26 protein-coding genes and 3 pseudogenes are annotated in these 25,792 nt (G+C 54.8%); 14 read left to right on the top strand and 15 right to left on the bottom strand.

Features of this window, described 5'->3' with window-relative positions; genetic code table 11:
• Window positions 1-320: 320 nt before the first annotated feature.
• Window positions 321-1,709, bottom strand: coding sequence for a heavy metal sensor histidine kinase (locus JN756_RS11600; protein WP_115128415.1), 1,389 nt, complete (start codon window positions 1,707-1,709; stop codon window positions 321-323).
• Window positions 1,706-2,395, bottom strand: coding sequence for a heavy metal response regulator transcription factor (locus JN756_RS11595; protein WP_115128416.1), 690 nt, complete (start codon window positions 2,393-2,395; stop codon window positions 1,706-1,708). Before JN756_RS11595 ends, JN756_RS11600 begins: the two co-directional genes overlap by 4 nt.
• Before the next feature lie 209 nt (window positions 2,396-2,604).
• Between JN756_RS11595 and JN756_RS11590 the strand changes: the two genes are divergently transcribed.
• The 6 genes from JN756_RS11590 (at window position 2,605) to JN756_RS11565 (ending at window position 8,182) form a co-directional block, all read left to right on the top strand.
• On the top strand, window positions 2,605-2,958 hold the full coding sequence (locus tag JN756_RS11590) for a co-regulatory protein PtrA N-terminal domain-containing protein (protein WP_092239348.1): 354 nt from the start codon (window positions 2,605-2,607) through the stop codon (window positions 2,956-2,958).
• 169 nt (window positions 2,959-3,127) lie between these two features.
• A complete protein-coding gene (locus JN756_RS11585) occupies window positions 3,128-3,664 on the top strand; it encodes a cupredoxin domain-containing protein (RefSeq protein ID WP_092239346.1) in 537 nt (178 codons plus the stop codon).
• A 97-nt stretch (window positions 3,665-3,761) separates the two neighbouring features.
• The gene (locus tag JN756_RS11580) at window positions 3,762-4,016 is read left to right on the top strand and encodes a DUF2933 domain-containing protein (protein WP_092239429.1); all 255 of its coding nucleotides are present in this window, start codon (window positions 3,762-3,764) and stop codon (window positions 4,014-4,016) included.
• 2 nt (window positions 4,017-4,018) lie between these two features.
• The gene (locus JN756_RS11575) at window positions 4,019-6,355 is read left to right on the top strand and encodes a heavy metal translocating P-type ATPase (RefSeq protein WP_115128418.1); all 2,337 of its coding nucleotides are present in this window, start codon (window positions 4,019-4,021) and stop codon (window positions 6,353-6,355) included.
• Between the two features lie 156 nt (window positions 6,356-6,511).
• Window positions 6,512-7,555: a YVTN family beta-propeller repeat protein gene (locus JN756_RS11570; RefSeq protein ID WP_092239342.1), complete on the top strand. Its 1,044-nt coding sequence runs from the start codon at window positions 6,512-6,514 to the stop codon at window positions 7,553-7,555.
• A 144-nt stretch (window positions 7,556-7,699) separates the two neighbouring features.
• Entirely contained in the window at window positions 7,700-8,182 is a 483-nt protein-coding gene (locus JN756_RS11565) for an ATP-binding protein (protein ID WP_169850845.1), read from the top strand.
• A gap of 146 nt (window positions 8,183-8,328) precedes the next feature.
• Here the strand turns inward: JN756_RS11565 and JN756_RS11560 are convergent.
• From JN756_RS11560 to JN756_RS11515, 10 genes and pseudogenes are all read right to left on the bottom strand, one after another.
• A pseudogene (locus JN756_RS11560) lies at window positions 8,329-8,550 on the bottom strand (transposase domain-containing protein); the annotation flags it as partial.
• Between the two features lie 104 nt (window positions 8,551-8,654).
• On the bottom strand, window positions 8,655-10,316 hold the full coding sequence (gene ltrA / locus JN756_RS11555; protein WP_024073359.1) for a group II intron reverse transcriptase/maturase: 1,662 nt from the start codon (window positions 10,314-10,316) through the stop codon (window positions 8,655-8,657).
• 578 nt (window positions 10,317-10,894) lie between these two features.
• A pseudogene (gene tnpC / locus JN756_RS11550) lies at window positions 10,895-12,244 on the bottom strand (IS66 family transposase); the annotation flags it as partial.
• 62 nt (window positions 12,245-12,306) lie between these two features.
• Window positions 12,307-12,642: an IS66 family insertion sequence element accessory protein TnpB gene (gene tnpB, locus JN756_RS11545; protein ID WP_034139925.1), complete on the bottom strand. Its 336-nt coding sequence runs from the start codon at window positions 12,640-12,642 to the stop codon at window positions 12,307-12,309.
• A complete protein-coding gene (tnpA, locus tag JN756_RS11540; protein ID WP_186352298.1) occupies window positions 12,639-12,962 on the bottom strand; it encodes an IS66-like element accessory protein TnpA in 324 nt (107 codons plus the stop codon). Before tnpA ends, tnpB begins: the two co-directional genes overlap by 4 nt.
• A gap of 601 nt (window positions 12,963-13,563) precedes the next feature.
• The gene (locus JN756_RS11535) at window positions 13,564-13,746 is read right to left on the bottom strand and encodes a DUF1289 domain-containing protein (RefSeq protein ID WP_092239337.1); all 183 of its coding nucleotides are present in this window, start codon (window positions 13,744-13,746) and stop codon (window positions 13,564-13,566) included.
• Window positions 13,747-13,748: 2 nt separating this feature from the next.
• Window positions 13,749-14,123 (bottom strand): hypothetical protein, encoded by a 375-nt coding sequence (locus JN756_RS11530; RefSeq protein WP_092239335.1) that lies wholly within the window; start codon window positions 14,121-14,123, stop codon window positions 13,749-13,751.
• Window positions 14,124-14,236: 113 nt separating this feature from the next.
• Entirely contained in the window at window positions 14,237-15,145 is a 909-nt protein-coding gene (gene dmeF, locus JN756_RS11525) for a CDF family Co(II)/Ni(II) efflux transporter DmeF (protein ID WP_092239333.1), read from the bottom strand.
• A 19-nt stretch (window positions 15,146-15,164) separates the two neighbouring features.
• Entirely contained in the window at window positions 15,165-15,440 is a 276-nt protein-coding gene (locus JN756_RS11520) for a metal/formaldehyde-sensitive transcriptional repressor (protein WP_092239330.1), read from the bottom strand.
• A gap of 410 nt (window positions 15,441-15,850) precedes the next feature.
• Window positions 15,851-16,090, bottom strand: a complete 240-nt coding sequence (locus JN756_RS11515; RefSeq protein ID WP_092237208.1) for a hypothetical protein — start codon at window positions 16,088-16,090, stop codon at window positions 15,851-15,853.
• A 627-nt stretch (window positions 16,091-16,717) separates the two neighbouring features.
• Here JN756_RS11515 and JN756_RS11510 point away from each other — a divergent pair.
• Window positions 16,718-16,918: a heavy-metal-associated domain-containing protein gene (locus JN756_RS11510; RefSeq protein WP_034114911.1), complete on the top strand. Its 201-nt coding sequence runs from the start codon at window positions 16,718-16,720 to the stop codon at window positions 16,916-16,918.
• A 269-nt stretch (window positions 16,919-17,187) separates the two neighbouring features.
• On the opposite strand, the gene flgB is transcribed toward JN756_RS11510, so the two are convergent.
• Window positions 17,188-17,601 carry a flagellar basal body rod protein FlgB gene (flgB, locus tag JN756_RS11505; protein WP_092237211.1) on the bottom strand — a complete coding sequence of 138 codons (414 nt, stop codon included), beginning with the start codon at window positions 17,599-17,601 and terminating at the stop codon, window positions 17,188-17,190.
• A 399-nt stretch (window positions 17,602-18,000) separates the two neighbouring features.
• Here flgB and JN756_RS11500 point away from each other — a divergent pair, with 399 nt between their 5' ends.
• From JN756_RS11500 to JN756_RS11485, 4 genes are all read left to right on the top strand, one after another.
• Window positions 18,001-18,207 carry a co-regulatory protein PtrA N-terminal domain-containing protein gene (locus tag JN756_RS11500; protein ID WP_034114927.1) on the top strand — a complete coding sequence of 69 codons (207 nt, stop codon included), beginning with the start codon at window positions 18,001-18,003 and terminating at the stop codon, window positions 18,205-18,207.
• A 218-nt stretch (window positions 18,208-18,425) separates the two neighbouring features.
• Window positions 18,426-20,297 (top strand): copper resistance system multicopper oxidase, encoded by a 1,872-nt coding sequence (locus JN756_RS11495; protein WP_115128420.1) that lies wholly within the window; start codon window positions 18,426-18,428, stop codon window positions 20,295-20,297.
• A gap of 12 nt (window positions 20,298-20,309) precedes the next feature.
• Window positions 20,310-20,582, top strand: a complete 273-nt coding sequence (locus JN756_RS11490) for a hypothetical protein (protein ID WP_139273583.1) — start codon at window positions 20,310-20,312, stop codon at window positions 20,580-20,582.
• A complete protein-coding gene (locus JN756_RS11485; RefSeq protein WP_169850847.1) occupies window positions 20,554-21,654 on the top strand; it encodes a copper resistance protein B in 1,101 nt (366 codons plus the stop codon). Before JN756_RS11490 ends, JN756_RS11485 begins: the two co-directional genes overlap by 29 nt.
• Before the next feature lie 198 nt (window positions 21,655-21,852).
• On the opposite strand, the gene JN756_RS11480 is transcribed toward JN756_RS11485, so the two are convergent.
• A protein-coding gene (locus JN756_RS11480) for an IS5 family transposase (protein WP_086005488.1) occupies window positions 21,853-22,706 on the bottom strand; the annotation gives its coding sequence in 2 pieces (ribosomal slippage) (window positions 21,853-22,362 and window positions 22,365-22,706; 852 coding nt in all).
• Between the two features lie 18 nt (window positions 22,707-22,724).
• On the opposite strand from JN756_RS11480, the gene JN756_RS11475 reads away from it, so the two are divergent.
• Together JN756_RS11475 and JN756_RS11470 are read left to right on the top strand one after the other, a co-directional pair.
• The gene (locus tag JN756_RS11475) at window positions 22,725-23,381 is read left to right on the top strand and encodes a c-type cytochrome (protein ID WP_083272243.1); all 657 of its coding nucleotides are present in this window, start codon (window positions 22,725-22,727) and stop codon (window positions 23,379-23,381) included.
• Window positions 23,371-23,838 carry a DUF411 domain-containing protein gene (locus tag JN756_RS11470; protein WP_069553036.1) on the top strand — a complete coding sequence of 156 codons (468 nt, stop codon included), beginning with the start codon at window positions 23,371-23,373 and terminating at the stop codon, window positions 23,836-23,838. Before JN756_RS11475 ends, JN756_RS11470 begins: the two co-directional genes overlap by 11 nt.
• Before the next feature lie 29 nt (window positions 23,839-23,867).
• Here the strand turns inward: JN756_RS11470 and JN756_RS11465 are convergent.
• A pseudogene (locus JN756_RS11465) lies at window positions 23,868-25,004 on the bottom strand (MFS transporter).
• A 350-nt stretch (window positions 25,005-25,354) separates the two neighbouring features.
• Here JN756_RS11465 and JN756_RS11460 point away from each other — a divergent pair.
• Window positions 25,355-25,696, top strand: coding sequence for a hypothetical protein (locus JN756_RS11460; RefSeq protein ID WP_080758782.1), 342 nt, complete (start codon window positions 25,355-25,357; stop codon window positions 25,694-25,696).
• The last annotated feature ends 96 nt before the right edge of the window (window positions 25,697-25,792 follow it).

Here is a 25,792-nt window from a genome sequence, read left to right as displayed (position 1 = left end):
GTTGGGGAGATCTAGTTTTTACTTCTCAATTCCGATTAAAACCACAGGCAAATACCAAGCGTATGCCGCGTACTTAACCCAGGTTCTGGATCAGAATGATCCGCGTTATAGAGCTAGGACACGATGCCACATGACTGCCGACCATTCGATTACATTTCAGTAAGCTTTACGCATGCCCTCTGGTCCATAATTGAGGGTTGTCGTCGTGGCTTTTTATTTTCCCGATGTGCACTACATTGGCTTTCTCTCTGAAGCCTGTCGGTCAATCCGTCTTGGAGCAAAGGCCGCGCCCCTTGCTCCAAGACGGCGCCTCAGCGAGGCTAGGCCCGTTTCGATCCGGCATTAGGAAATTCCATATGGAAGGCTGTTTTTCGATTGGATGAGGTACACCAGATCTTGCCTTCATGGGCTTCTACGATCGACCGCGTAATTGAGAGCCCCAGTCCAGCATTGCTGGGGCTCCCTTCACGCCGTGCCGGATCCGCGCGATAAAATCGATCGAAGAGCTTTTCAAGGTGCTCGGGTGCAATGGTTTCTCCTGGATTTTCCACGACCACAAATGTCGAGGTATTTCTCTGTTGGATATCGACATTGATGGTCCTCCCCTCCGGGGTGTACCGCAGCGCATTAGAAAGCAGATTCGAGACAGCTCTGTGCAGCATTAGTACGTCGCCCCGAACACTCCCTCCCCCTGAAACCGTCAGGTTGATGCCGCGCTCATCTGCCAGCAGGCGGTAGTATTCGAGCAGTTTCTCCACGACCTCCAATAGGTCTATCGGTTTGTTCTCATGGGGGATCAGGCCGTTGTCAGATTTAGCCAGAAAGAGCATGTCGTCGATCATCCGAGACATACGCTTCAAGTCATCCAGATTCGAATACAGATTGTCTTCGTAGTCCTCAATATCCCTTTTTCTAGAGAGCACCACTTCGGTATGGATCATCAGATTACTGACCGGTGTGCGCAGTTCGTGAGCAATGTCCGCAGAGAAATTTGATAACCGGACAAAAGCATCATCCAGACGTGACAACATCGCGTTGAACGACGACACCATCTGTTGAAGCTCTTTTGGAACAGACGCTAATGGAATGCGCTCTTTAAGTGATTTGGCCGACATCGACGCAGCGACCATGGTCACCTGCCGAATCGGACGCATGCCACTGCGGGCAACCAACCAACCCAGCCCCACACTGACGAGCGCGCTGATCACCAGCCCTATCCAGAACCATCGCTGGAGCGTCTCGAAGAAAAACATGTGCTCAGTAACATCAAAAACCAAGATCACGGTCAGCGGCTTGTCCCGACCGGTCACCATCGCTTGAGCAGTCAAACCACGGAACATCTGCTCTTGGTTCTGCCATTCCCAAAAATTATTGTTGGTGGTCGTGAGGAACTCCTCCGGAACATTGACTGGCCCTGGGTCAGCGAAAAGTAGCCTCCCGTCATCGCCTAGGATGACGGCTGTCAAATTACGGTGAGCCCCGAGCAGAGCCTGTAACTCGGGCTTTAACTCGCCGAATTGATCGGTGCTCTTCAGCTCCCCCAGGATTCTCTGGGTCGAGTGGAGTTTTTCGTTTAGAGCCTCTTGATCCAACATTTTGAAATGATGCTGGCTGAGGTGGTTAAAGCTGACTCCGGCGACGGTGAGCACAGCTGTTACCGCAAGCATGAACATCAGACTCATGCGTGTAGTCAGGGACAGACGGTTCATTTTGACTCCGAATCCGGTGCATCAAGCATGTAGCCCATACCACGTGCGGTGTGGATCAGCTTGACCTCAAAGCTGTCATCAATCTTCGCCCTGAGCCTGCGCACCGCAACCTCGATTACGTTGGTATCGCTGTCGAAATTCATGTCCCAAACTTGCGAGGCGATGAGCGACTTCGGCAGCACTTCGCCCCGGCGACGGAGCAGCAACTCCAGCAGCGCAAACTCTTTGGCCGTCAGGCCTATGCGTTTCCCCCCCCGAATGGCCCTGCGTTTGAGCAGGTCAACCTCTAGGTCGGCCAGTTTCAAATTGGTTGGCGAGGGTGCGCCATTACCGCGACGCAGCAGTGTTCTGACGCGGGCCAGCAATTCAGAAAATGCGAAGGGCTTGATCAGGTAATCATCCGCTCCGAGCTCAAGCCCCTTAACGCGATCTTCAACACGGTCTCGCGCAGTCAGAAATAACACCGGTACATCTTTCCCTGCCAAACGCACCTTCTGAAGCACTTCCCACCCATCCAGACCGGGCATCATGACGTCCAGAATCAGCAGGTCATACGCTTCGCTCAAGGCGTGTTGCAGGGCCTCAGTACCATTGGTGAAACGATCAACGTTGAACCCAGCCTCAGTAAGGCCCTGTTGCAAGTAGATACCTATTTTCGGTTCGTCTTCCGCAACCAACAGTCTCATGGGAGTGGCTCTCAAAGTGATGATGGGGCTGAGTTTGCAACGAATTAGCTCAGCCAACCAGAAACTGACAGAAATGTAATTCTGGCTTCAGGTTGATGTCAGCAAGCGTTGTCTAGGGTTTGCCCATGAACACCGTCAAGTGCTCATCCGACTCTCCAGAGAGAAAAACCCTCAGGAGTCGGACACCATTCCTATCAAGGAGCTGCCCCATGAGCTATCTCAAAACCGTGTTTCTGGCTGGCTCGATCCTGCTCTCGGCCTCGGCATGGGCTGAGGGCGGCGGAGACCGAGTGATGGAGCGCATGGAAAGTATGCGTAATAAAGCGGAAACCGTTCTGATTCAAGCCGAAAAAGCCCCTGCAGGCCAACGCCATGTGCACATGGCAGAGCACATGAAAATGCTTGGCGAGATCATGAGCCAACTCCATCAAGACCATCCCGATGCATCAATGTCGCCCCAACAGCATCTCGCCTGGATGGAGAAGCACGACAAAATCGTCGATGACGTTTTGAACCAAATGCAACGCGAACACAAACTAATGCTTTCAGAAAACCATCAGTAAATATCCTGCTTTCAAGGCTTTTCGCAATTAATTGCGATTACAAACGACGTCGCTTAGACGCCGTTGTTTATTTTAAAAACTGACAGAAATGTAGTGCTCAGGTCAGTTAACTGGTAGCTCAGTCACTTTAATATAGCGAGTGTTTTTCTCGCTCATCCTTGAGGTCACTATGAACGCTAAATTTTTTACCCCTGTTATCGCGACAATGGCTCTATTTTTCGGTGCTACAGCCATGGCTAGTGTGGGGCATGGCAAAGATGACATTGGTCAACCTGGAACCGCTGCCGAGGTTACCCGCACCGTTGAGGTGAAAATGGGCGACATTTTCTTCGCGTCCAAAAACATCAATGTCAAACCCGGAGAGACGGTTCGATTCGTCCTGCGCAACGAAGGTTCGCTGCTGCATGAATTCAATATTGGTAACGCAGCTGCACATGCTGCTCACCAAAAAGAGATGGCAGCCATGTTCCAGAACGGCACGCTCACGCCTATTGGGTCCGGGCAAGCCATGAGCAATATGGGGCATAGCATGGGGGAAATGAAGATGGTCGGGATGGAGCACAACGATCCGAACAGCGTCTTGATCGAACCTGGCGCAACCAAAGAGCTCATCTGGACGTTCGCCAAGAGCACGGGGCTGGAGTTTGCCTGCAACGTACCTGGTCATTACCAATCAGGAATGGTTGGTCAGTTTGAAGTGAAGTAAACGTGGCTTGATCGATATCACCGCCTCAAAGCGAGCGTTGACTACTCTCAGTCGCAGACGTCACCGCAACTTTTGCGAGGACAGTGGGGACTACATCATGACTAACCATCATCATTCGGTTGAAAACGCTCCTTCGTCTTTCTGGAGGAGCAAAACGGGCGTTGTACTGATCATGCTGGTTGCGATTGGTGTCTTTTACCTGGTTCGGGAGCACTTCAGCCATGTTTCGCCTTATTTACCCTATCTGATCCTGTTGATCTGTCCTTTGATGCATTTTTTTGGACATGGCCATGGAGGGCATGGTCGAAATGCTGATCAGGCAGAAACCAACAAGAATGAGGACGGAAAATAATCATGGCCACCAACACGAGCCACCACGACCATAGTCACTCCCATCCATTAAACCCCCAAGGTGAAGGTCTACGTGATCTGGTGTGCGGCATGACCGTCACGGAGCAGTCTGTTCACAAGTTAACGCACGAGGGCCGGCCTTATTACTTCTGCAGCGCCAAGTGTCAGGGCAAGTTTGCGGCAAATCCGCTGCAATACCTCACGCCGGCACCACCGGCGGAGACCGCGCCAGCGGCCGTCGGCACCATCTACACCTGCCCGATGCACCCCGAGATACGTCAGGACCATCCGGGCAACTGCCCCAAATGCGGCATGTCGCTGGAGCCCTTGCTGCCGGAACTCGACGACGATGAGAACCCCGAATTGCGCGATTTTCAGCGCCGCTTCTGGTGGACCTTGCCGCTGACAGGCATGGTCTTTGTTCTCGCCATGTTCGGCCACCGTTTCCAGTGGATGGACATGACCGTGCAGAGCTGGGTCGAACTGGTGCTGTCGATCCCCATCGTCCTATGGGCCGGATGGCCGTTCTTTACGCGCGGGTGGCAGTCCGTGGAGAACCTCAGTCCGAACATGTGGACCTTGATTAGTCTGGGCACCGGTGCGGCTTTCGTCTATAGCGTGGTCGCCACGGTCACGCCGCAGGTGTTCCCGGCCTCGTTCATCTCCATGGGCCGCGTCGCTGTGTACTTTGAAGCGGCCGCCGTGATCATCTCGCTCACGTTGCTGGGCCAGGTGCTCGAACTCAAGGCCCGGTCGCAGACCTCGGCGGCCATCAAGTCGCTGCTGGGCCTGGCGCCCAAGACCGCCCGCCGCATCCGGGAGGACGGCACCGAAGAGGATATCCCGCTGAACCATGTACATGTGGGCGACTTACTGCGCGTTCGCCCTGGGGAGAAGGTGCCAGTGGACGGCGTGGTGACTGAAGGCGGCAGCTCGGTCGATGAATCCATGCTCACGGGCGAGCCGATACCGGTCACCAAGCGCGTGGGCGACAAAGTGATCGGCGCCACGCTCAACACCAGCGGCGCACTGGTGATGCGCTCTGAACATGTAGGCGCGACCACAATGCTGGCCCAGATCGTGCAAATGGTGGCGCAGGCCCAGCGTTCCCGTGCGCCGATGCAGCGCATGGCCGACGTCGTGGCGGGCTACTTTGTCGTCACCGTGATGGGGATCGCCCTGCTGGCCTTCCTCGGCTGGGGCCTGTTCGGTCCCGAGCCGCGCTGGGTGTTCGGCCTGATCAACGCGGTGTCGGTGCTGATCATTGCCTGCCCCTGCGCGCTGGGCCTGGCCACGCCGATGTCCATCATGGTCGCCACCGGTCGCGGTGCAACGCACGGCGTGCTGTTCCGTGATGCTGCAGCGATCGAAAACATGCGCAAAATCGACACCCTCATCATCGACAAGACCGGCACCCTGACCGAGGGGCGTCCGACGTTCGAGCGCGCCGTGCCTGCGCCCGGCTTTGATGCCGACGAGGTGCTGCGCCTGGCCGCCAGCCTGGACCAGGGCAGCGAGCACCCGCTGGCCGAAACCATCGTGCGCGCCGCCCGCGAGCGCGGCATGCTGTTCGACAAGCCCGAGAATTTCGAGTCCGGCTCGGGCATCGGCGTGCGTGGGCAGGTGGCAGGGCGTCAACTGGCGCTGGGCAACACCACGCTGATGGAGCAGATCGGCGTCTCGGTCGCTGCCCTGGTGCCGCAGGCCGAGGCCTTGCGTGCAGAAGGCGCCAGTGTGATGCACCTGGCAGTCGATGGCCAACTTATGGGCCTGCTGGCCGTGTCCGACCCGATCAAAGCCAGCACGCCGGAAGCCTTGGCGACGCTCAAGGCTTCGGGGCTGCGCATCGTGATGGCGACCGGCGACGGCCTGACCACGGCCAAGGCTGTTGCAGCCCGCCTGGGCATCGACGAGGTGCATGGCGAGGTCAAGCCGGCCGACAAGCTGCTGCTGGTGGAAAGGTTGCAAAAGGAAGGCCGCGTGGTGGCCATGGCGGGCGATGGCATCAACGACGCGCCGGCGCTGGCCAAGGCCGATGTCGGCGTGGCCATGGGCACCGGAACCGACGTGGCGATGAACAGCGCCCAGATCACGCTGGTCAAGGGCGATCTACGCGGGATTGCGATTGCGCGCGCATTGTCGGAAGCCACGGTGGGCAACATGAAGCAAAACCTGATGTTTGCCTTTTTGTACAACGCGCTGGGCATCCCGATTGCGGCCGGCGTGCTGTATCCGCTGACCGGCTGGCTGCTGTCGCCGCTGATTGCCGCGCTGGCCATGAGCTTGAGTTCGGTGTCGGTGATCGGCAACGCTTTGCGGCTGCGAAACAGACGCGTATGACTCCGCTGTTTTGGTGGTATCGACGGCGGCGGCTGTCACGGTTAAGGAGGTGAATCACAAGATTCGAGGCGACGTGGCCGGTAATGGCATCCAAGACGGGCCGCCGCAGGCTGAGGCCTGACGATAGAAGTTTTATTTTCTCAATAAGGATTAATCATGATGACAAGTAAAGGTAAGTGGTTTTTAACGGCAATACAGGTCGGGCTGCTGGCCTGGTCCGGCACTACATGGGCCGCTGACAAGGTGTATGTGGCCAATGAGGGCGCTGACACGGTCAGCGTGCTCGATGCCGCGTCGTTCAAGACACTGGCAAGCGTGCGCGTCGGCAAGACACCGCACAACGTGCAGGTATCGCCTGACGGAAAGGTCGTATGGGTGACCAATAACGGCGAGCCTGATCAGGCGGCTGGCTCTGCGCATAAGGAAATGGCCAAAGGTGAACACAGCACGATGGCGACGGTAGGAGCCGTTTGGGCCATTGATACCAGTAGTGACGCGGTAATCGCCAAGGTGCCGGTCGGCATGCACCCGGCCCATGTGGTGGTGTCGCCAGATGGCCGCCTTGCCTACGTCACCAACGGCGGCGACGACATGGTGAGTGTGATTGACACATCGGAGCAGCGTGTTGTCGCCACGATTCCTGTCGGTAAGTTCCCCCACGGTCTTCGCATCAGTCCGGACGGCAAGCAGGCCTACGTCGCCAACCTCAAGGGCGGCACGGTGTCGGTCATTGATACCGCCAGCCAAAAGGAGATCGCGCAGGTGCAGGTAGGCAAGGGTCCGGCTCAAGTCGGCTTCACGCCGGACGGTCGTCTTGTCTTGGTGTCGCTGTCGGAAGAAAACGCCGTCGCCGTGATAGACCCGGCCACGCGCCAGGTGATTCGCAAGGTTGCCGTCGGAACGGTGCCTATCCAGCTGTACGTCACGCCGGATTCGCGCACGCTGCTGGTGGCCAACCAGGGCACGCCGAAGAAGCCTGGCAAAACCGTCAGCCTGATCGACCTGGAGAGTTTCAAGGTCGCCAAGACAGTCGTGACTGGCGCCGGTGCTCATGGCGTGGTCGTCGACCGTGACGGACGGTACGCATACGTTACCAACACCTACGCCAACTCGGTCTCCGTGCTCGACGTGAAGGACCGCAAGGTCACGAAGACCGTACCGGTCGGCAAGGCCCCCAACGGCATCAGCGTGACGCCTTGACGGTTTGACCGTCGCGTGCAGCCCAGGGAGCGAGACCCAAGCCCTGGAAAAAATCCGCGAAGCCTGCAACGACGCCTGCGAGCAGGCGTTTAGCCTGCTGTTTCAGAACCTCGTCATGTTCGACACATAGCGATCGCTCACGAAGTGAATCGGGTAACTGACTATTTATCTCTGATCGCTGAAGGCAAGGGCATCGTTTGGGAAGTGACCGGAGATGCAAAAATCTTGGGAGGTCGTTTGCTGGTGCAGCGTGCAATCACCAATCTGGTGTCTAACGCTGTCCGTCATGCCGCTTTCAATTCAACGGTCACCTTAGCCATCGCTGCAGAAGGCCCAAACGTTACCTTGGCGGTGACCAACTTGGGTGAGTCGCCCCGGCCCATCTGGAGCGGGTCCTTGATCGCTTTTACCGCGTTGATTCCGGCCGTGCGCGCTCCGGTGGGCGGTACCGAGCTCGGCCTGGCCATTGTGTGTTTCATCATGTTGTCCCATGGCGGACAAGTCCGGATGTGCAGCCAAAAGGATGGCGAAACGCCTTTCACATTGGTATTTCCGGCTTTAAAGCAGTCCGGCAAGCCTCGACCAGGAAAAGTTAGAGCAGCTGGGAAATCTCCATTAACGGTTTGATACTGGGGCCGAATCGCCCAATCGTTTCCCTATGCTCTTTAAGTTGGTTGTAGGGAAGATATCGGATGCCCAGCTCGGATACTCGCGAGAAAACGGGTCTCTTGAGTTGCTGTGCAGTATGCGTCCGGGCAACACGTCTTGCGTGATTAAACCGGCTGCCACTTATGCGGAAGCAGCTGCTCGATTTCACTCGCCCGCTGCGTCGGTAGACGCGTGAGAACATCCTTTAGATAGGCGTACGGATCATGGCCATTCAGCCGCGCAGACTGGATCAAGCTCATGATCGCCGCCGCCCTTTTTCCGCTGCGTAACGACCCGGCGAAGAGCCAGTTCTTGCGTCCAAGGGCCCATGGTCGGATCTGGTTGTCGGGTAGTCAGACGCGGTTGCCCGCGTCCAACCCCCTAAGAACCGTGCATGCGAGTTTCCCAGCACACGGCTCAAGCCTCTGCTAAGGCGCCATTGGGCACCCGGTTATACATCGTCGACATTGGCAAATTGCACATCTCGTGGGCAACGCAGGTGGTAAATCTCAAGATTAGCCGCAGCGTCCGTCCCGCCATGACCTAGCTTCACAATATGGCGACTGTGCCACGGTGTGTCTTTGGTCACCGGCTTGAAGCAGGCGCAGCACCTGCCGCCCTGTTGCACCCATACCCGATACAGCTTGGCTCGACCTTTAACGGAAGTGAGCATCTTCTTGCCCCAGCGGGACTCGAAGTACTCATCCCATGCAGGGTCGTGAGGGTTGGCAGCAGCCTTAATCTTGATATGTCGCACAATCGGTGTGTCTGAGGCGTCTACTAGCGTGTACTGACGCTTCCGACCATCGGCGGATTTTTCAGTACACGAGAACACCCAACGGCGCGCCCCTTGTACTTTGAAATACCGATCCTTCACCCATCGGCGTGTCTTGCGAGGGTGGCGACGTACCGCCCATCGCCAGAGCATTTCCCACACTGCGCTGTCCACCTGGTTGAAGACCTTCTTGGCGACGACATGACTGTGATAGTTCGCCCAGCCCCGTAGAACCGGGTTGAGCAAACCTATCAAGTTAGCCTGTCGTATCGTTTTGTTGGTCTTGATCAACTCTCGCAGCTTGGCAAGTAGAGCCCCGATGTTCGCCTTGGACGGCTTGATCAGGAGCTTGCCGTTGTACTTGCGCAGGTTCCATCCGAGGAAGTCGAACCCGTCCCCTATGTGCGTTATCTTGGTTTTTTCCGGAGAGAGGACAAGTCCACGCTCTGCCAGAAATTCAACCACGGCGGGCCTGACTTCATTCTCCAGCCATTCTTTCGAACAACCAGTGATGATGAAATCATCTGCATAACGCACCACGCGCATTTTTCGGGCTGTCCACTTCGCGTTGGGAAATCTCTTCGCCAGCATCGCTTCCAACCCATCCAGCGTCATGTTCGCCAACCCCGGGGATATGATGCCTCCCTGCGGGGTTCCGGCGTGGCTGGGGAATAGCTGCTTTTGGTAGACATAACCAGCCCGGAGCCATTTCTGCAAAATCGCCTTGTCCATGGGAATGTTGGCGATCAACCAGTCATGGCTGATATTGTCGAAACAGCCTTGAATGTCGCCCTCTAACACCCATTCCGCGTTTGCTTTTCGTGACAGCACACCAAAGCACTGTGCGACGGCATCCGCAGTTGAGCGTTCCGGCCTGAACCCATAAGAGTTCGGGTCGCCGGTAGTTTCCGCTATCGGTTCCAGAGCCAGCAGATGAAGCGCCTGCATGGCCCGGCATTTCATCGCGGGAATTCCAAGAGGTCTCGTTTTGCCGTTTTTCTTCGGAATAAGCACTCTCCGAAGCGGGAGCGGCGAGTAACCTCGCCGCGTCAACGACTCTATCGCGCCGAGCTTGGCCCTAGGCGTATTCCAAGTAACCTTGTCCACGCCGGGGGTATTTTTGCCTTTGTTTTCAGACACCCGTTTCACAGCAAATGCCTTGCCACTGAACGAGTGAGTCAGCAGCCATTGCAGGGCTTTCACCTTGTTATGTCTGCCATCTTGTACAGCCTTCACAATACGCGCTTGCAGCCCTCTGACACGACGTTGTACGGCGATCCAATCGATGCTGTCCCACGACGTGCCGGAAGGTGCACACGCCAATGCTGCTGCGTTCATTTGCTCTCCTTCCGTTGAAAGGGTTCTACCTACTCTCGTGTGAAGAGAGACCATGAGGACGTCTGCCCGCTTTCGCGTGAAGTGATGTTTCAACCTCTATCCAACCCATTACAGGACGGCGTTCGCTTTTTCCTCGTTCCTTCGCCCGCACCGCCATGGGCAATTTTTACAAACGGCTTTCCCTGACGGGAGCGATACGGGATTTCCACGTTCCGCTTACTGAAGTGCGTCGGGTTAGGTGCCTGCTATCGACCGGGAGGCATGTGGGTCACGAATGCGTAGTAGAAAGACGCAGTTCCCACCTCCATTACCATTTTGGTTCGAGCGTGTAAGCCATTTCCGCTCGCTTAATTTAACGATCGTTGCGCAGATTCACGTGTGTTCACCATACCAACTATCTAGCACTTGTCCGGCCATGGCTGCCAGAAGGGTACGCCTCTCACGATTGGTACCCCGCACCTTGCGGCGCCTCGTAACATTGTCGAAGGCGCTCTTGATTCAGCCTTCTAGATTCACCCGGTGACACGGGTGGTTCCCACCAAGGGGGAACAACTTCATTAAGCGACTTCGTGTCGCACTTCCGCCCAATTATTATCAATAGGTACGGCCCCGTCATTGAGGTAGCGCGACAGCGCTGCCCAGCGTTTGAGGCTGTAATCAAATGCTCTGCTGATGGCTGAACCTTCGGGCACAAGATCACGCTGGGCGATCATCCAGGCATGCAGCCTATCCATCACTGGCGCGGCTTTTTCTTGCCGTATTCGGCGCCGTAATTCCGACTCCAGGTCACGCACTTCGCTCTCGATTTCGTACAACAACTGGATGTAACGCAGGGCCTGCTCGGCGAGCTGGCTCTTGTTGGTGGCATGCAATTCGAAAAACTTGCGCCGGGCGTGGGCCATGCAGCCGATCTCGGTCACGCCGAGTTCGAAGCTGGCCTTGTAACCGCCAAAATCATCGCAGACCAACTTGCCTTTCCAGCCTTGCAGGAAGTTGCGAGCATGCTCACCGGCGCGGCTGGGGCTGAAGTCGTAGACGACAGCGGCTGTTTCGCAGAACTGGCTGGTGGCGTAAGCCCAAACATAAGAGCGGTGGGTTTTCTTCGTGCCCGGAGCGAGCATCTGTACGGGTGTTTCATCCGCGTGCACGACCTGCTGCCCGATCACTACGTCACGCAGGGCATCGACCAGTGGCTGCAACTGCACGCCCGTAACGCCGACCCATTGAGCCAAAGTGGAGCGTGGAATCGACAAGCCAGCTCGACCAAAAATCGATTCCTGACGGTAAAGCGGAAGATGATCAGCGAACTTCGCGATCATGACGTGGGCAAGTAATCCGGCAGTCGGGATGCCCTTGTCGATAACTTGCGCAGGTACCGGCGCCTGGATCAGCGTTTCACAGTCATCACAAATCCACTTGCCACGAACATGGCGCTCAACGGTAAACACGCCCGGCGTGTAGTCCAGCTTTTCGCTGACATCTTCACCGATGCGTTTAAGCGCACAGCCGCATGGGCAGTGAGTGTTGTCCGGTTCGTGATGGATCAAGGTGCGTGGGAATTCTGCCGGCAACGCAGTGCGCTTGGGCTTTTGCTTTTTCTCAGTTGTCGCTGGCGCGATTTGCAAGGCCTGAAGCTCGGCCTCAATCGCCGCGATATCGGTATCGATCAGGTCATCCAGCAGGCTGGCCTGCTGAGGATTCATCTGCTCGCTACGCTTGGCAAACTTCAAACGCTTGAGCTGTGCGATCTCGTGGGTCAGCTTTTCGATCACCGTTTGATCGCGGTTGATCTTCTTGCCCATGGTTTCGACCGTTCTGCCCATGGTCTCTACCGTCTTGCCCATGGTCTCCACTTGCGACAGCAACTGCGCAGCGAATGCACGCAGTTGGTCGGGAGTCATTTGATCGAGATTGGGCGAGGAAGTCATGCCGTGGATTTTACCAAAGCAGACCGCCTGCGACAGCAAACCAAGACGCTAATTAAAGTTTTTTAAAGCAGTGTAATTACACCGCCGACGCCAACACGTTGCCAAGGTAGGCCGAGCACCAAGGCCTGAAGTTGCTCAGTATCCAACTGCATTTCGCTGCCTTGTCGAAGGCCTGGCCAGTGAAACTTGCCTTGGTTCAAGCGACGTGCAGCCAGCCAAACGCCGATCCCATCATGTACCAACACTTTCATCCGAGTCGCGCGGCGATTGGCAAACAGATAAGCACAGTGCGGCTTCGCCGCACCGAAGACCTCGATCACCCTGGCCAGCGCAGTCTCGGTACCGGCGCGCATGTCCATGGGCTCGGTGGCGAGCCAAATGGCGTCGATACGGATCATCGCAACACGTCTCGAAGGAAAGCGGCGCAGGCAGCAGCACTATCGGTCGGCCAGTTCACTTTGACGGTGCCGCGTGGGTGCAGAATCTCAATGCTGATATTCGATGAAGGTGGGTGTGCCGTTATCTGCATGGGCAATGGGATAAATGCTGGTTGAAGCGCTGAGCTTTTGTGCGCGTGCACTCGAATCCATTTGTGGACGAGGTTGGCGTTGAGGCTATGGCTGAGGGCGACGCCGGCAATCGAAGCGCCGGGTTGGGCACACTCTTGAATGACCTGGGCCTTGAAGGATTTGGAATAGGAACGGCGTGTTGGCTGCATGACATACCCGCTTAAAAGGCTAGAACTGGTGCCCACTTAAATTAAGTGCACACCATGTCCAAGCGTTGCGGGGTTGGGTAGATGACTTGGCCGGACGCATACGCTGTGCAACCTCATCACGGCGATTGTCGGGGGCGACCAGAAACAAGGTGCTGGCGGCTCCTACCTGCGTACCCAGTGCAAGGTCTAGCATGCGTACGATCCCCGACCCTGACGGGTGACGCCTGATTGAGGTGTGCTCGGGGTCATGCCGAGATAAGGGAAAATTAGGACATTAGACCTGTAACTGAATGATTCACTTAGCTTTTTTCAGAAGGATTCGAATCTTGCGTTTTGTTTGTGTGAAATGACGATCCTGTCGGCTTTCCGGCCTCAGTCAGCCCTTGGGTTGCGCGCTCCAGGTAGACGGTGTTCCACAGCGCTACCGGGCCAGCGGCCTCAGCCTGGTAACCGCCGCGATTGTGCTGTGGAACACCGAAGACGGCATCACTCACTGATTTTAATTGTTATGCCATAACATCCTGTTCGGCCTGTATGTTGACGGCAATCCGTGAATTCTGCTTTTAGCGAGCCTTTCATCGAATGTCGGGAACAATCCCAGCTATCCCTGTGTTTTCTTCAATCCTTTCAGACGCATGTTCGCCCTTTGGACAGCAGCCATCTTTTCGGGCCGCTTCATTCGTTTCCATTTCCTAATGTCTTCCTTGCTTCGCCCGCAGCTCACACAAAGATCGCCACTTAGCTGGCAAACTGAAATGCATGGACTTTCGATTTCTTTAGCCATCGTCAATAACCCTTTGTCACGCGTGATTGCGCCAACCGCTTCTGCCAATCGCCACCATGACTTCGTTGGCACTCCTCCTCAGAGTCGAACCGTACATTGTGGTCTGATGGGCGCAGATCAATGTTTGCGCCGTTCAGCGCCATGGCAGTCAGCTCAAAGATGCGCACCTTCTGCGCGCTAGACTGGGCAAGCTTTTTGTCTGCTAACGTTTCGAAAACCCAGATCACTTTTAGAGTTTCAGGAAGCGCGTTTAAGTCAGCTTCGTGGGTGAGCCAGGAAAAGCCTTTGATTTCAGATTTTGCCGTTTCGCAAGCTTCGGTGAGAGTTGCAATTAAACCGCGTTCGATCCGCGCAAGTTCACGTTTGCCTAAGGGCATTGCGGGCTCCTTTGGAGGCAATAGATGGGGGGCGCCCTGCAACGGGCGGGTTCAACAAAGCGAGTTAGCGAAGGGGCTCAATTAGAGCCCCTTACCAGAGGAATCAGACTGAATCAGACAGGTCGAAATTCGACAGTCAGATGGCTGACCTCGTGAACAGGCTTGAGACGTTCACGAATGATTTCGGCGTTCGCAGTGGCTTCGCCAAGGACGCTTACGATAGCCGCATGCGCTTCTGGTCCAACCCGCCAGACATGCAAGTCTGTAATGGTTGCATCGCCTGGCTTCTCAACCAGCTCACGGATTTCCTCTGCAACGTGCTCATCAGTTTGATCTAGCAGTACAGCAGAGGTCACACCCATCAAGCTCCACGCCCAACGCGCGATAACGATGGCACCAACAATACCCATTACCGGATCCAGCCATACCCACCCGAGATACCGGCCAGCGAGCAATGCAGCAATTGCCAGCACGGAGGTCAGTGCGTCCGCTATTACATGGACGTACGCTGATTTCAGGTTGTTATCCCCGTGATGTCCATGATCATGATCATGACTGTGGCCGTGGCCAAGCAGAAGCGCGCTCACAATGTTTACGATCAAGCCAACAATCGCAATGAGCGTAGCGGTCCCGAATTGAACCTCCGTTGGCTGGAGGAGGCGCATTACTGACTCTACGCCGATTACCAGGGACACCATGCCGAGTATGAGCGCCGATGCAAACCCACCCAGATCTCCAACCTTACCGGTACCGAAGCTGTAACGATTACTGGACGCGTGGCGTTTTGCGTATCCGTAAGCAGCCGCTGCGATGCCCAAAGCGCCCGCATGGGTCGCCATGTGAAAACCATCGGCAAGTAAAGCCATCGAGCCAGTGATATAACCGGCGGTGATTTCGCCAACCATCATCACCACCGTAAGCGCCACGACCCAAAGGGTACGTTTGGCATTTTCTTCGTGCGCTGACCCAAGGAATACGTGGTCGTGTATGTGATTAATTTCGATATTGGTGCTGCTACTCATGAACTTGTACCTGGTTTCTTCACTTTGAATAGCGGCGAATGGCTTCAATAAGTTCTTCGACACCCTTGTTGCGCTCTTCATCGCTGAGCGCTGGGTTCGCTACATGCTCCCTGGCGTGGTCCTCAATAATTTCGTCCATTAATCCATTGATGGCCCCGCGTGTGGCGGCGACAAGATGCAATGTTTTTGCGCAATCGAGATCCGATTCCAAAGCACGTTCAACTGCCTGGATTTGTCCTGCGATGCGTTTAACTCGTTTGAGAAGAGCGTCTTTGTTTGAAGCTGTGTGACCCATGGTATACCCCTCCTACCTATGCAAGTCGCATGATAGGCATACCTAGTACCCCTATGCAAGCGTCGTATGACGGAGAGGCCGCCCGCAGTGCCTTGCTGGAAAGCGATGCTTCAAGTGTGGAGGGTCAGGCCGAAGGGGGTAATCGCAGAAAACGGAGATGTTTGTACGCTAAGCCATGCTGCTCTGCTGCAAGCATTGTTCGGCACTGTTGCGTCCGGTTGAAGTACGCCTCAACCCGGCGTCAGGCCGACCAACAGGGATCTCAAAACGCATGCCTCCTCATTTCTTAACTACAATGATGGGAGCTGAAGGATCAGCTCCCATCAACAAAAATCCCGTCAGTCATGACGGTTTTTTTGTTTTCAGTCCGCATCGCTGAACAGATGACCAGTAAATTGCGTTCGTACAGATCATGGTGAGCTGATGCGGGTAGGTGTTGTTATGGTGGTTTGATCGCACTCCATGTTCAGTCTTTCGCATTCCGCATCTGCTTCTATCCGTGTCGAGTAGGTGAACTGCAATCGCTGCTTACCTTGATTGTCATAAATATCAAAACCAGCCGGAACTGTAGTGGAGTGAAAGCGAGCTCCATTGCGAACCGATCCTGTTTCGGTGGGGATCGCAGGAACAACAACGAATCTCTGGATCATCTTCGCGTCCTTGTGTTGAGTGAACCTTAACTAATAGCGACAGCCCGCCACTTCTTCAAGTTTTGAGAAGTCCTATGACAACCAAACAACCCGAGGCGGTGGCCTGTCAGGTTGAGCTCATAGAGGTTTGTAGGGAAACGTCAGGAAAAGCCGAAATAGACCCTACCTTGACGTACCTCCGTCGTCCGGCCTGACGCCGGGTTGAGGCGTACTCCATTCGGACACAGACTGCACAACGCAAGGGCTTACAGACTGTCAGCAGGGGCTTATCGTACGATTTTTTCCGTTTTCTCTATGCACCCCAGACAACGCGATAGGCGTGCGCGGATTGTCCGAAGTCGCCAGCCATTCAGGAGGACTTGAGGTGGATTGCACGCAAGCCTTTATAGAACAACCGCATGCGAAGCAAATGTCCTAATTTTCCCTTATCTCGGCATGACCCCTGCTCCAACCGGACATAGGCCGTGTCACAAAGGCTGAAGCCGGTCGGTTGTCGCTTAGTGTGCGGAACTCCTTTTTTTGCGATCTCCCCAAACCAGGGTGCAGGCAAGACTTGACCTTGCCATCATGTCAACGTTTATGCTGTGTTTGCGGCTAAAGAAGCCGCTCAATACGAGAGGAATAACTATGTTCGTCTTAGATGTGTCCGGCATTGGTTGCGGCAGCTGCATTAGCAAAATCACCAAAGCTATTCACGCGTTGGATAGCGAGGCAAGGGTTTTGGTGGATCGTGCTGCCGGCAAGGTCAACGTTGAAAGTAGCGAAAACCCTGAGCGAGTCCGCGCAGCTGTGGAAACATTGGGTTTTCCTTCCAAAATCAGCGCCTGATGGTGCTGATCCGCTCCAGCTTTAACGCTCCCATATACAGGCTCTCCCTGGGCTCATTTCAGATATGAGCCCAGGGCCGAGATAAGCTGATCAAAGTCTTCTTAGCGCTTTCCTGGAGTAATAGCTTCAGCACCTATCCAGCCCGCCTCAATGGTTCAATGAGCACAATGTGGTAGGCAATGGGTCGAAGTCTGCTGACATTGACTTTAGGGCAACCAGGGCAGAGATAACCGGCCTGTTCTATAGTGCAAGTACTTGTTTTTTGGCAATTACTCCCCACGAAGAGCCTTAATCAGGCCTTTAAATGAACCATTGAGTCGGGTGAACGCTGCCTCGAAATGAATTTCATTTTCCGTATACTTCGCAAGCTCGACTTGCTGATCCACGGTATTTTGGTCCAGGGACGGTTGATTTGGAATTCTGTAAAGTAAAGCTCTCTCATCAATTTCGGCTGCTGATCCGTTCCCAGCAATGTGCTTTAGGTTTGTTGTTTGTAAAGAAAACTGAGCATCCGTCATTCGCTTTGACTGGCTTGCAAGCAAGGCAGGAAAGTCCAAGTCGCGGGCCTTGAAATTTGGCGTATCGGCGTTAGCTATATTATTGCTCAGCACCTCCGCTCTTTGGCTGCGATAAATTAACGCTCTTTCCGCAGAACCAACGGCTTTTTCAAAATTAATACTCACGTCTAATCACCTTTGTGGAATTACCAGTCCCGACGCAATACGCATATCGAACACTCAAGGTTAAATACAATGCATCAGCGTCGGCGAATTTCAGATCCTGTTCAGCTGTTCAAAAACCGTCGAATCTCTTTAAAAATGACAGGAAGCTTACAAAATTGTCATATATAAATTTTAATCGGTTAAATACGATGCAGTGTTACTTGGATGAGTGAGAGCTTACGAATTAATCCGCCTGCTATTCAATAGAAAAGTGGCAGCCTGACACAACTGTAATATTCACCTAAGGTTTCTGACAGGGGATGAGTCCTAAAGTTATATCGAGCCTTGAGCTCAGCCCCCAAGAATCATTTTTCAATGTGGATTCAACGGGATGACCAAAACTTATTCGAGGATACCCCCATGAAATCCATTAAAACCCTGTTTGTCATAGCCGCTTTGACCGTCTCTTCTCTGGCGATGGCCGAAGGTGGCGGTGACCGGACGTTCGCGCGCATGGAGGCTGCAATGAAGAGGTCAATGGACGCGTACCAAATTGCCCAAAAGCAAGGCACTCAACCCCCAGTAGCCGAGAGCAAAGCCAACGCTGTCGACCAAGCCAAATATTGAACGGCTCGATGCACTCCCAAGCTGACAGAAATGTAATCACCTCGGTGGTTAAAATGTGGCAATTTCTGAGCTCGCCTGCCCTATGAGTTTAGTCCTTTGCGGCGGCGGGCAAGGTTCATAGAGATTCGAGACGAGCTCCTGAGAGCCCGCTAACCTATAAGCATAATCCACAGCGTGTTTCACACGGTTTCCCTTTCGACTGACTGGATATAAACGGCATGCATTCCAAAACCTCTAGGCGGACATTCGTTAAAGGCTTGGCCGCTGGTGGCATTCTCGGCGGCTTTGGCCTTTGGCGCACTCCTGTATGGGCAGTGACCAGTCCTGGTCTGCCGAGCGTACTCACCGGCAACGAATTTGATCTGTTTATTGGTGAAACCCCGGTAAACATCACCGGCTCGCCACGCACGGCCATGACCATCAATGGCTCCTTGCCGGGACCATTGCTGCGCTGGCGCGAAGGGGAAACGGTCACGCTGCGGGTAAAAAACCGCCTGGATCAGGACACTTCAATCCATTGGCACGGGATCATCTTGCCGGCCAACATGGATGGAGTGCCGGGCTTGAGTTTCCACGGCATCGCCCCCGATGGCATGTACGAGTATAAATTCAAGGTGCATCAGAACGGTACGTACTGGTACCACAGCCACTCGGGCTTTCAGGAACAAGCTGGCGTATATGGCCCCATCGTGATCGATTCAAAAGAGCCGGAGCCTTTTCAGTACGACCGCGATTACGTGGTGATGCTGACCGACTGGACCGATGAAGATCCTGCTCGCGTCATGGCCAAGCTCAAGAAACAATCGGACTACTACAACCACCACAAGCGTACCGTGGGCGACTTCATCGACGATGTCAGCGAGAAAGGCTGGTCCGCGACAGTGGCGGATCGGAAGATGTGGGCCGAAATGAAAATGAACCCCACCGATCTCGCGGACGTCAGTGGGGATACTTACACCTACCTCATGAACGGCCAGGCCCCCAACGGTAACTGGACAGGTATTTTTAAGCCGGGAGAGAAGCTGCGCCTACGCTTCATTAACGGCTCGGGTATGAGCTATTTCGACGTCCGTATCCCAGGCTTGAAAATGACCGTTGTGGCCGCCGACGGCCAGCACGTCAACCCGGTCAGCGTCGACGAATTCCGCATCGCCGTGGCAGAGACCTATGACGTGATCGTCGAGCCTGCCAGTCAAGAGGCGTATACCATTTTTGCCCAGTCCATGGATCGAACCGGTTATGCGCGCGGAACCTTGGCCGTGCGCGAAGGATTGAAGGCGCCGATACCGGCGATTGATCCTCGCCCTCTTGTGACCATGGATGACATGGGGATGGGCGGTATGGCCGGTATGGACCATGGCAGCATGGCGGGCATGGATGGCGGCGCTACGAAGCAAGGTGGCATGTCCGGTATGGCCGGCATGGATCACAGCAAAATGACCGGCATGGGCCAGGATGACATGTCCAATATGACCGGTATGGACCACAGCAATATGGCAGGTATGGACCAGGGTGACATGTCCGGTATGGCAGGTATGGGCGGCATGGGCGGCATGGGCGGAGAGATGCAGACTCACCCCGCCTCCGAAACCAATAACCCCCTGGTTGACATGCAAGCCATGACCCCTACGCCGAAGCTCAACGATCCGGGTATTGGCTTGCGCAACAATGGCCGTCGCGTGCTTACCTACTCTGACCTTAAGAGCACTTTCCAGGATCCGGATGGCCGCGAGCCCAATCGCACCATTGAGCTGCACCTGACCGGTCATATGGAAAAGTTCGCCTGGTCATTCAACGGCATCAAATTCTCTGACGCCGAACCATTGCGCCTCAAGTATGGCGAGCGTCTGCGCATTACGCTGGTGAACGACACCATGATGACTCACCCCATCCACCTCCACGGTATGTGGAGTGACCTTGAGGATGAGAACGGGAAATTCATGGTGCGCAAACACACGATCGACATGCCACCAGGAACCAAACGCAGCTATCGAGTCACCGCTGATGCGTTGGGTCGCTGGGCCTATCACTGCCACCTGCTATTCCATATGGAAATGGGCATGTTCCGTGAAGTACGGGTTGATGAGTAAAGGAGACGGGTTATGAACACATATCTGAATCGTAAGTCGCTGATCGGTTGCGCCCTCGTCATTGGCCTATTAGGGGGAGTGCCCGTTGCACTGGCAGGAGAAAGCGGTGGCGATCATTCCCATCCAACTCCTGCATCATCAACGGACAAGCCAGAGTCAACCCAAAAACCCAAGACCAATGAATCCAAAACCGATCACAGTTCCATGGACCATGGCTCGATGGATCACAGCAAAATGAGCGATGAGTCGATGGATCATGACCAAAAAACTAAAAAAGCGGATTGAGATCATGACCAGTAATTTTTTACGCCCAACCCTGCTGGCACTGACCGTCTCCATCAGCCCCGCTTTTTTTGGCTTGGCGAACGCCGCTGAGGCAATGGATCCGTCGATGACCATGCCCTCGAGTTCGGACTCGAAACCCTCGGGGGTTCAAAAGTCGATCCCCGCCAAAGACAGCCAGATGGACCATTCCAAGATGGATCATGGTTCGATGGAGCCTATGGACCACAGTAAAATGAACATGGGCCAAGGCCAAGAAAAGCCGATGGACCATAGCAAAATGAATCATGGGCAAATGGATCAAGGCCAGATGGAAGGCATGGACCACAGCAAAATGAGTATGGATGCAAGGGCGACTACCACGAGCCGAACCCCTATTCCGGTACTGACCGACGCTGATCGTGAAGCCGCCTTTCCTCCGGTGGCTGGTCATGGCCTCTCTGACAAAAGCCTCAACACGTTCTTTCTCCTCGATCAGTTCGAGTATCAGGACGCTGACAACGGCAGTGCCCTGAGCTGGGACGCTACGGGATGGATCGGTGGGGACGTTGATCGTCTGTGGCTGCGTTCGGAAGGTGAACGTACCAACGGTGTAACCGAGAGCGCCGAACTCACAGCACTGTGGGGGCACTCGATCAGTCCGTGGTGGGACGTTGTTACCGGGGTGCGTCAAGATTTTAAACCAGGCTCGCCACAGACTTGGGGCGCTTTGGGTATCCAAGGGATGGCTCTCTACAACTTTGAAGCGGAAGCCACCGCATTCATTGGTGAGAACGGGCAGACCGCGGCTCGGTTAGAGGGCGATTACGACATTCTGCTTACCAATCGCTTGATCTTGCAGCCCACAGCCGAAATGAATTTTTACGGGAAAAACGACCCGCAACGCGGCATTGGTTCTGGTTTGGCCAATACCGAAGTAGGTTTGCGGTTGCGCTACGAGCTTGTCCGCGAGTTTGCCCCCTACATCGGCGTTACCTGGAGTCGCTCCTATGGCAAGACCGCAGACCTCGCTAGCGATGAAGGAGAGGATACGAACGAGGCGCGATTTGTCGTAGGTATTCGGATGTGGTTTTGAGAACCTTATATGAAAAGAACAATAAAAACGTTGGCTGCTGCCGGTGTGGTTGCAGTCATCATGGGGGCCGGCGTCGTGCATTTTGGTGTGTTCAACGTTGGGGCCGATGAACCCCACTCCGATCCCGTTTACGCACTTCTGTCCACTGCTCGGGATCGCTCGATTGCAGTGCGTTCACGCGACATTAAAGTCCCCGACCTAGGCTCTGTACGTAAAGTATTGTCGCAAGCACCGCATAGCGCAGGCCAATGAGACCATCGCCGCAAAACTTGTTGCGAGCTTGTCGAAGCGCGTCACGATGCGACGGTTCTCCTTCAGCCAGCCAAACATGCGTTCGATGATGTTGCGCTGCCGATATTTGGGGCGATCAAAAAGTCGAGGCAATCCTGGCTTGGTTTTGCGCTTCATGCTTCGCAACGGAATGACTGGCTGCATGCGATAACGATCACAATACTGGCGCAGCGCTTCAGCGTCGTAACCCTTGTCAGCCAGCAACCAGCGGCAACGCTTGCGTGGGCGACCGCGCAGGCTGGGTATGCAAGCCTGATCGAGTAGCGGTTGGGCATAGGCTATATCGCTGGCTTGTCCGCCTGACAACAGGAAACGCAGAGGCACACCATTGGCGTCGCACAGCATGTGAATCTTGGTCGTCAGGCCACCCCGGCTGCGCCCGAGCGCGTGGTCTTGCGGTTCTTCAAATCCCCTTTTTTCCCGGCACCTGATGAGGCCCGGGTTGCTCGTACGGCAGTGGAGTCGATCATCCATGTTTCCAAGTCAATCAAACCCTGCTCATTCAATCGGATATGAAGACGCTTGAGCATCTGATCAAAAGCTCCGCAATCACGCCATCCTCGGAACCGTTGATAGATCGTTGACCAAGGGCCGAATCGTTCGGGCATGTCTCGCCAGGCTGCGCCAGAGCAAAGCACCCAGAGAATACCGTTTAGCATCAGGCGATCATCGGCCCGAGGGCGCCCGGTGCGCTGATTTTTGGTGAAGATATCTGCAACCAGATCCCAGGCTGCGTCGGGGAGTTCATACCGCTTTGCCATCTTGGCCTCCTGGCTTTAATGGCGGTGTATTTTACAGAAAATCGTATTTCTTGGGTTTACGTACAGAGCCTAAGCGATGAAGCTCTCATTCGTGCAGGTGCAGGCAATTACAACTCAATGTGCATTGGCTGCCACCTCGCTCCGAGTGTCGCTGGAACCGAGTTGAGTAAAAGCCTTTACCCGGCACCTCCAAATCTTTCAAAACTGGGCGTTGATGGAAATCCAGCTGCCGCCTTCTGGATCATCAAGCACGGTATCAAGTCCACAGGCATGCCAGCCTGGGGCAAAAGCATGGCCGACCCCTACATCTGGGGGATGGTTGCTTTTCTTCAGCAGCTTCCCGCCTTGGATGCAGAGCAATATAAGGCCCTGACAGCAAGCAGCGATGGCCACCAACACGGTGGCGGCGAGACCAAAATGCATAACCATGAAGGACAGCATGACGGTCAAAAAGAGGCTGCCGCTGGACATCATGATGCAGGCGGCGCTGAAGAAGTAGCTGAGTCCGACGATCATCATGACGACAAAAATAGTGCGCATCTTCATGATGAAGACGCAGCACCCTCTCAGGATGAAAGTACTGAGCATGCTCATACTGAGGGTGCAGATGCTCCTGCGGATCAGCCAAAAACTCATACCCATGCTGATGGGAAGGAGCATACCCATGCGAAATAACTTTCTTCGTCCTGGCCGGGCACTTCGCCTCGCTGCATTCGCGGCTCTGTTTATCAGTTCCGCTGGTCATGCAGCAGAATCGATGACGATCGACGTCCATCGTGACGCTAACTGTGGATGCTGCAAGAAGTGGATGCAGCACCTTGAAGCTAACGGCTTCACCGTCGTTGATCATGTAGAAACCAACATGAGCGCGGTCAAGCAGGGCCTGGGTGTTGCTCCGCGTCTCTCGTCATGCCACACCGCGGTGATCAACGGCAAGTTTGTTGAAGGCCACGTGCCTGCCGAGCAAATAGTTGCTTTGAGCAAACGCGACGACCTTATCGGGATAGCTGTGCCGGGCATGCCGGCAGGCTCGCCTGGCATGGAGGTCGGTGGGAAGCAGGATGTTTATCAGGTCATCGGCCTGAGCAAAGCAGGTACTGACCAAGTGATTGCCGAGTACATGGCAAACTAAGTTTCAAACTTTCCTTGATTCTTGCATGATCACTGCCCGTGATCATGCAAGCGATGTGTGCTCTTGCTACGTTGTGCTATCAGCAGTATGAGCGCTATCGCAGAAAAAACCGCGCCGGCATAAAATGTCATTGCTGAGCCATACGTTTGCCAAAATAACCCCGCAATCCCGCTTGCCAGCAACATGGATACACCACTCACCAGGTTGAAAATCCCGAAAGCGGTTCCTTTCAATTCTGCCGGTGTCGTGTCAGCGACAAGCGCAGCCAGTAGCCCCTGACTAAATCCCATATGAAGTCCCCATAGGGCGACGCCGAGTATCAACATTGAGACGGACTCGGCACTGGCTAGAACCAGATCGGACAAGATCAGCAATATCAACCCGACCCTGAGGAGACTTGTGCGACTTACACGGTCAGAGAGCTTCCCCACAGGGTAGGCCGAGAGCGTGTAGAACAAGGCCATCACCACCATTACTATCGGCACCCAGGTTGCAGACAACCCTGCTTGCTGAGCGCGCAAGCCCAGGAAGGCCTCACTAAAACGTGCCAGGGTGAACGAAAGCGCTGAGCTGAATGCTCGTGTTCGGACTCATCGACGCCAATAAAAATCAGACTGACCGCTACCAACGCCGGTATCACCGCGATCCATAACACCAGTGGAATGTTTTCACTGAAAGCATACATCAGGCGGATGGCTACTGCTGGCCCGAGGAAGGCCCCTATCGTATCCATGGATTGACGTAAGACGAAGCAAGCGACGGATATGCGGTGGCGATACATCAGCGACCAGGGCATCACGTGGAGCGCCGCGAATACCTTTGCCGATCCGATCCAGAAAGCGTGCGGTGAACACCATTTCTGCAGAGTGAGCCAATGGAAAGAGCGGCTTGGTGAGTGCCGCAAGACCCTAGCCAACCAGCAGCAAGCCCTTGAGACGACCGACGTAGTCGCTGATCGCCCCTGAAAACACTTTCACTATCAGGGCCGTCGCCTCCGCAATGCCCTCGATCAGACCCAGAGTGATTATGCTGATGCCTAGAGTGCCCACCAGAAAGATAGGCAGCAAGCTATGAACCATTTCTGAAGAAAAGTCCATGAACAGGCTGACGAAACCTAGCGCCCAGACCGTACGGGGAATGCTATGTGTAGCTATTGTCTCGGACATATTCCAGTTTCCTTGGCTGTCGTCCGCAAGTGTATCTACAGCGTCCAGTGATTCTGTTGCGGCGAGCTCATATTGAGCTATCTGCTCAACAAACTTATAGGCGGTAGGATAGTAGGTGTTTGGCGGGTATCTATCTGTTGTTGAGCGCTGTTCTCGGCACGGTCCACTGGTTCTACCCATTTCGGTGATCCTTATCGTGGCATTACCGACTCACGAGACAATCATTTACGAAGCCTGACCTATCAGCATGCGTATAGACAGGCCGCTAAATTAAGGAGCGCCGTTGCTGCTGGTTCTACCTGACAGATTCGTAATGGTATCGCCCGTCGCCAGCGACTAAACTTCCTCGCATGAAACGCTATCTGCGGTTGTTCCTCATTTTTCTGATCAGCTTGGCGCTTCCCCTGAGCGGGATGGCGGGCATTCAGTCACCGACAGAACCTTGCCCGACGAACACGACGGGTATGACCATGATGGATGATATGAACCAGGACTGTTGCGGTGATATGAGCAGCTCCGCCGATCATGGCAAACCCTGCAAACCTGGTCAGGAATGCAGGAGCGCCAGTCTGCTACAAGTGTTGTTGGGGAAACCTGCCACCCGTTTGTCCAGTCCGCAAATACTAACAATCTTCAGCGACTCCCTGTCTACTCAGGCTCCCTCCGGGGTGTGGCGACCGCCTCGCGCTTGATTCCTGTACCCCACTGAGCCTCATCCCGCCCTGGCGCGGGATGGCATATCTGCGCGCGAGCCCAAGACACGCGCAGTGGATCATCACAGGAATCGT

It is taken from the genome of Pseudomonas sp. Y39-6, from assembly GCF_023651955.1.
In the GTDB taxonomy this organism is placed as follows: Bacteria; Pseudomonadota; Gammaproteobacteria; order Pseudomonadales; family Pseudomonadaceae; genus Aquipseudomonas; species Aquipseudomonas veronii.
The sequence above is the reverse complement of the archived record's forward strand: the minus strand, read 5'-3'. Positions and strand labels throughout refer to the sequence as shown.

Coding starts and splice junctions, on each gene's coding strand:
- JN756_RS11600 (WP_115128415.1), bottom strand. CDS start 1,709: ATGAACCGTCTGTCCCTGACTACACGCATGAGTCTGATGTTCATGCTT.
- JN756_RS11595 (WP_115128416.1), bottom strand. CDS start 2,395: ATGAGACTGTTGGTTGCGGAAGACGAACCGAAAATAGGTATCTACTTG.
- JN756_RS11590 (WP_092239348.1), top strand. CDS start 2,605: ATGAGCTATCTCAAAACCGTGTTTCTGGCTGGCTCGATCCTGCTCTCG.
- JN756_RS11585 (WP_092239346.1), top strand. CDS start 3,128: ATGAACGCTAAATTTTTTACCCCTGTTATCGCGACAATGGCTCTATTT.
- JN756_RS11580 (WP_092239429.1), top strand. CDS start 3,762: ATGACTAACCATCATCATTCGGTTGAAAACGCTCCTTCGTCTTTCTGG.
- JN756_RS11575 (WP_115128418.1), top strand. CDS start 4,019: ATGGCCACCAACACGAGCCACCACGACCATAGTCACTCCCATCCATTA.
- JN756_RS11570 (WP_092239342.1), top strand. CDS start 6,512: ATGATGACAAGTAAAGGTAAGTGGTTTTTAACGGCAATACAGGTCGGG.
- ltrA (WP_024073359.1), bottom strand. CDS start 10,316: ATGAACGCAGCAGCATTGGCGTGTGCACCTTCCGGCACGTCGTGGGAC.
- tnpB (WP_034139925.1), bottom strand. CDS start 12,642: ATGATCCGTATCGACGCCATTTGGCTCGCCACCGAGCCCATGGACATG.
- tnpA (WP_186352298.1), bottom strand. CDS start 12,962: ATGCAGCCAACACGCCGTTCCTATTCCAAATCCTTCAAGGCCCAGGTC.
- JN756_RS11535 (WP_092239337.1), bottom strand. CDS start 13,746: ATGGCTAAAGAAATCGAAAGTCCATGCATTTCAGTTTGCCAGCTAAGT.
- JN756_RS11530 (WP_092239335.1), bottom strand. CDS start 14,123: ATGCCCTTAGGCAAACGTGAACTTGCGCGGATCGAACGCGGTTTAATT.
- dmeF (WP_092239333.1), bottom strand. CDS start 15,145: ATGAGTAGCAGCACCAATATCGAAATTAATCACATACACGACCACGTA.
- JN756_RS11520 (WP_092239330.1), bottom strand. CDS start 15,440: ATGGGTCACACAGCTTCAAACAAAGACGCTCTTCTCAAACGAGTTAAA.
- JN756_RS11515 (WP_092237208.1), bottom strand. CDS start 16,090: ATGATCCAGAGATTCGTTGTTGTTCCTGCGATCCCCACCGAAACAGGA.
- JN756_RS11510 (WP_034114911.1), top strand. CDS start 16,718: ATGTTCGTCTTAGATGTGTCCGGCATTGGTTGCGGCAGCTGCATTAGC.
- JN756_RS11500 (WP_034114927.1), top strand. CDS start 18,001: ATGAAATCCATTAAAACCCTGTTTGTCATAGCCGCTTTGACCGTCTCT.
- JN756_RS11495 (WP_115128420.1), top strand. CDS start 18,426: ATGCATTCCAAAACCTCTAGGCGGACATTCGTTAAAGGCTTGGCCGCT.
- JN756_RS11490 (WP_139273583.1), top strand. CDS start 20,310: ATGAACACATATCTGAATCGTAAGTCGCTGATCGGTTGCGCCCTCGTC.
- JN756_RS11485 (WP_169850847.1), top strand. CDS start 20,554: ATGACCAAAAAACTAAAAAAGCGGATTGAGATCATGACCAGTAATTTT.
- JN756_RS11475 (WP_083272243.1), top strand. CDS start 22,725: ATGGCGGTGTATTTTACAGAAAATCGTATTTCTTGGGTTTACGTACAG.
- JN756_RS11470 (WP_069553036.1), top strand. CDS start 23,371: ATGCGAAATAACTTTCTTCGTCCTGGCCGGGCACTTCGCCTCGCTGCA.
- JN756_RS11460 (WP_080758782.1), top strand. CDS start 25,355: ATGAAACGCTATCTGCGGTTGTTCCTCATTTTTCTGATCAGCTTGGCG.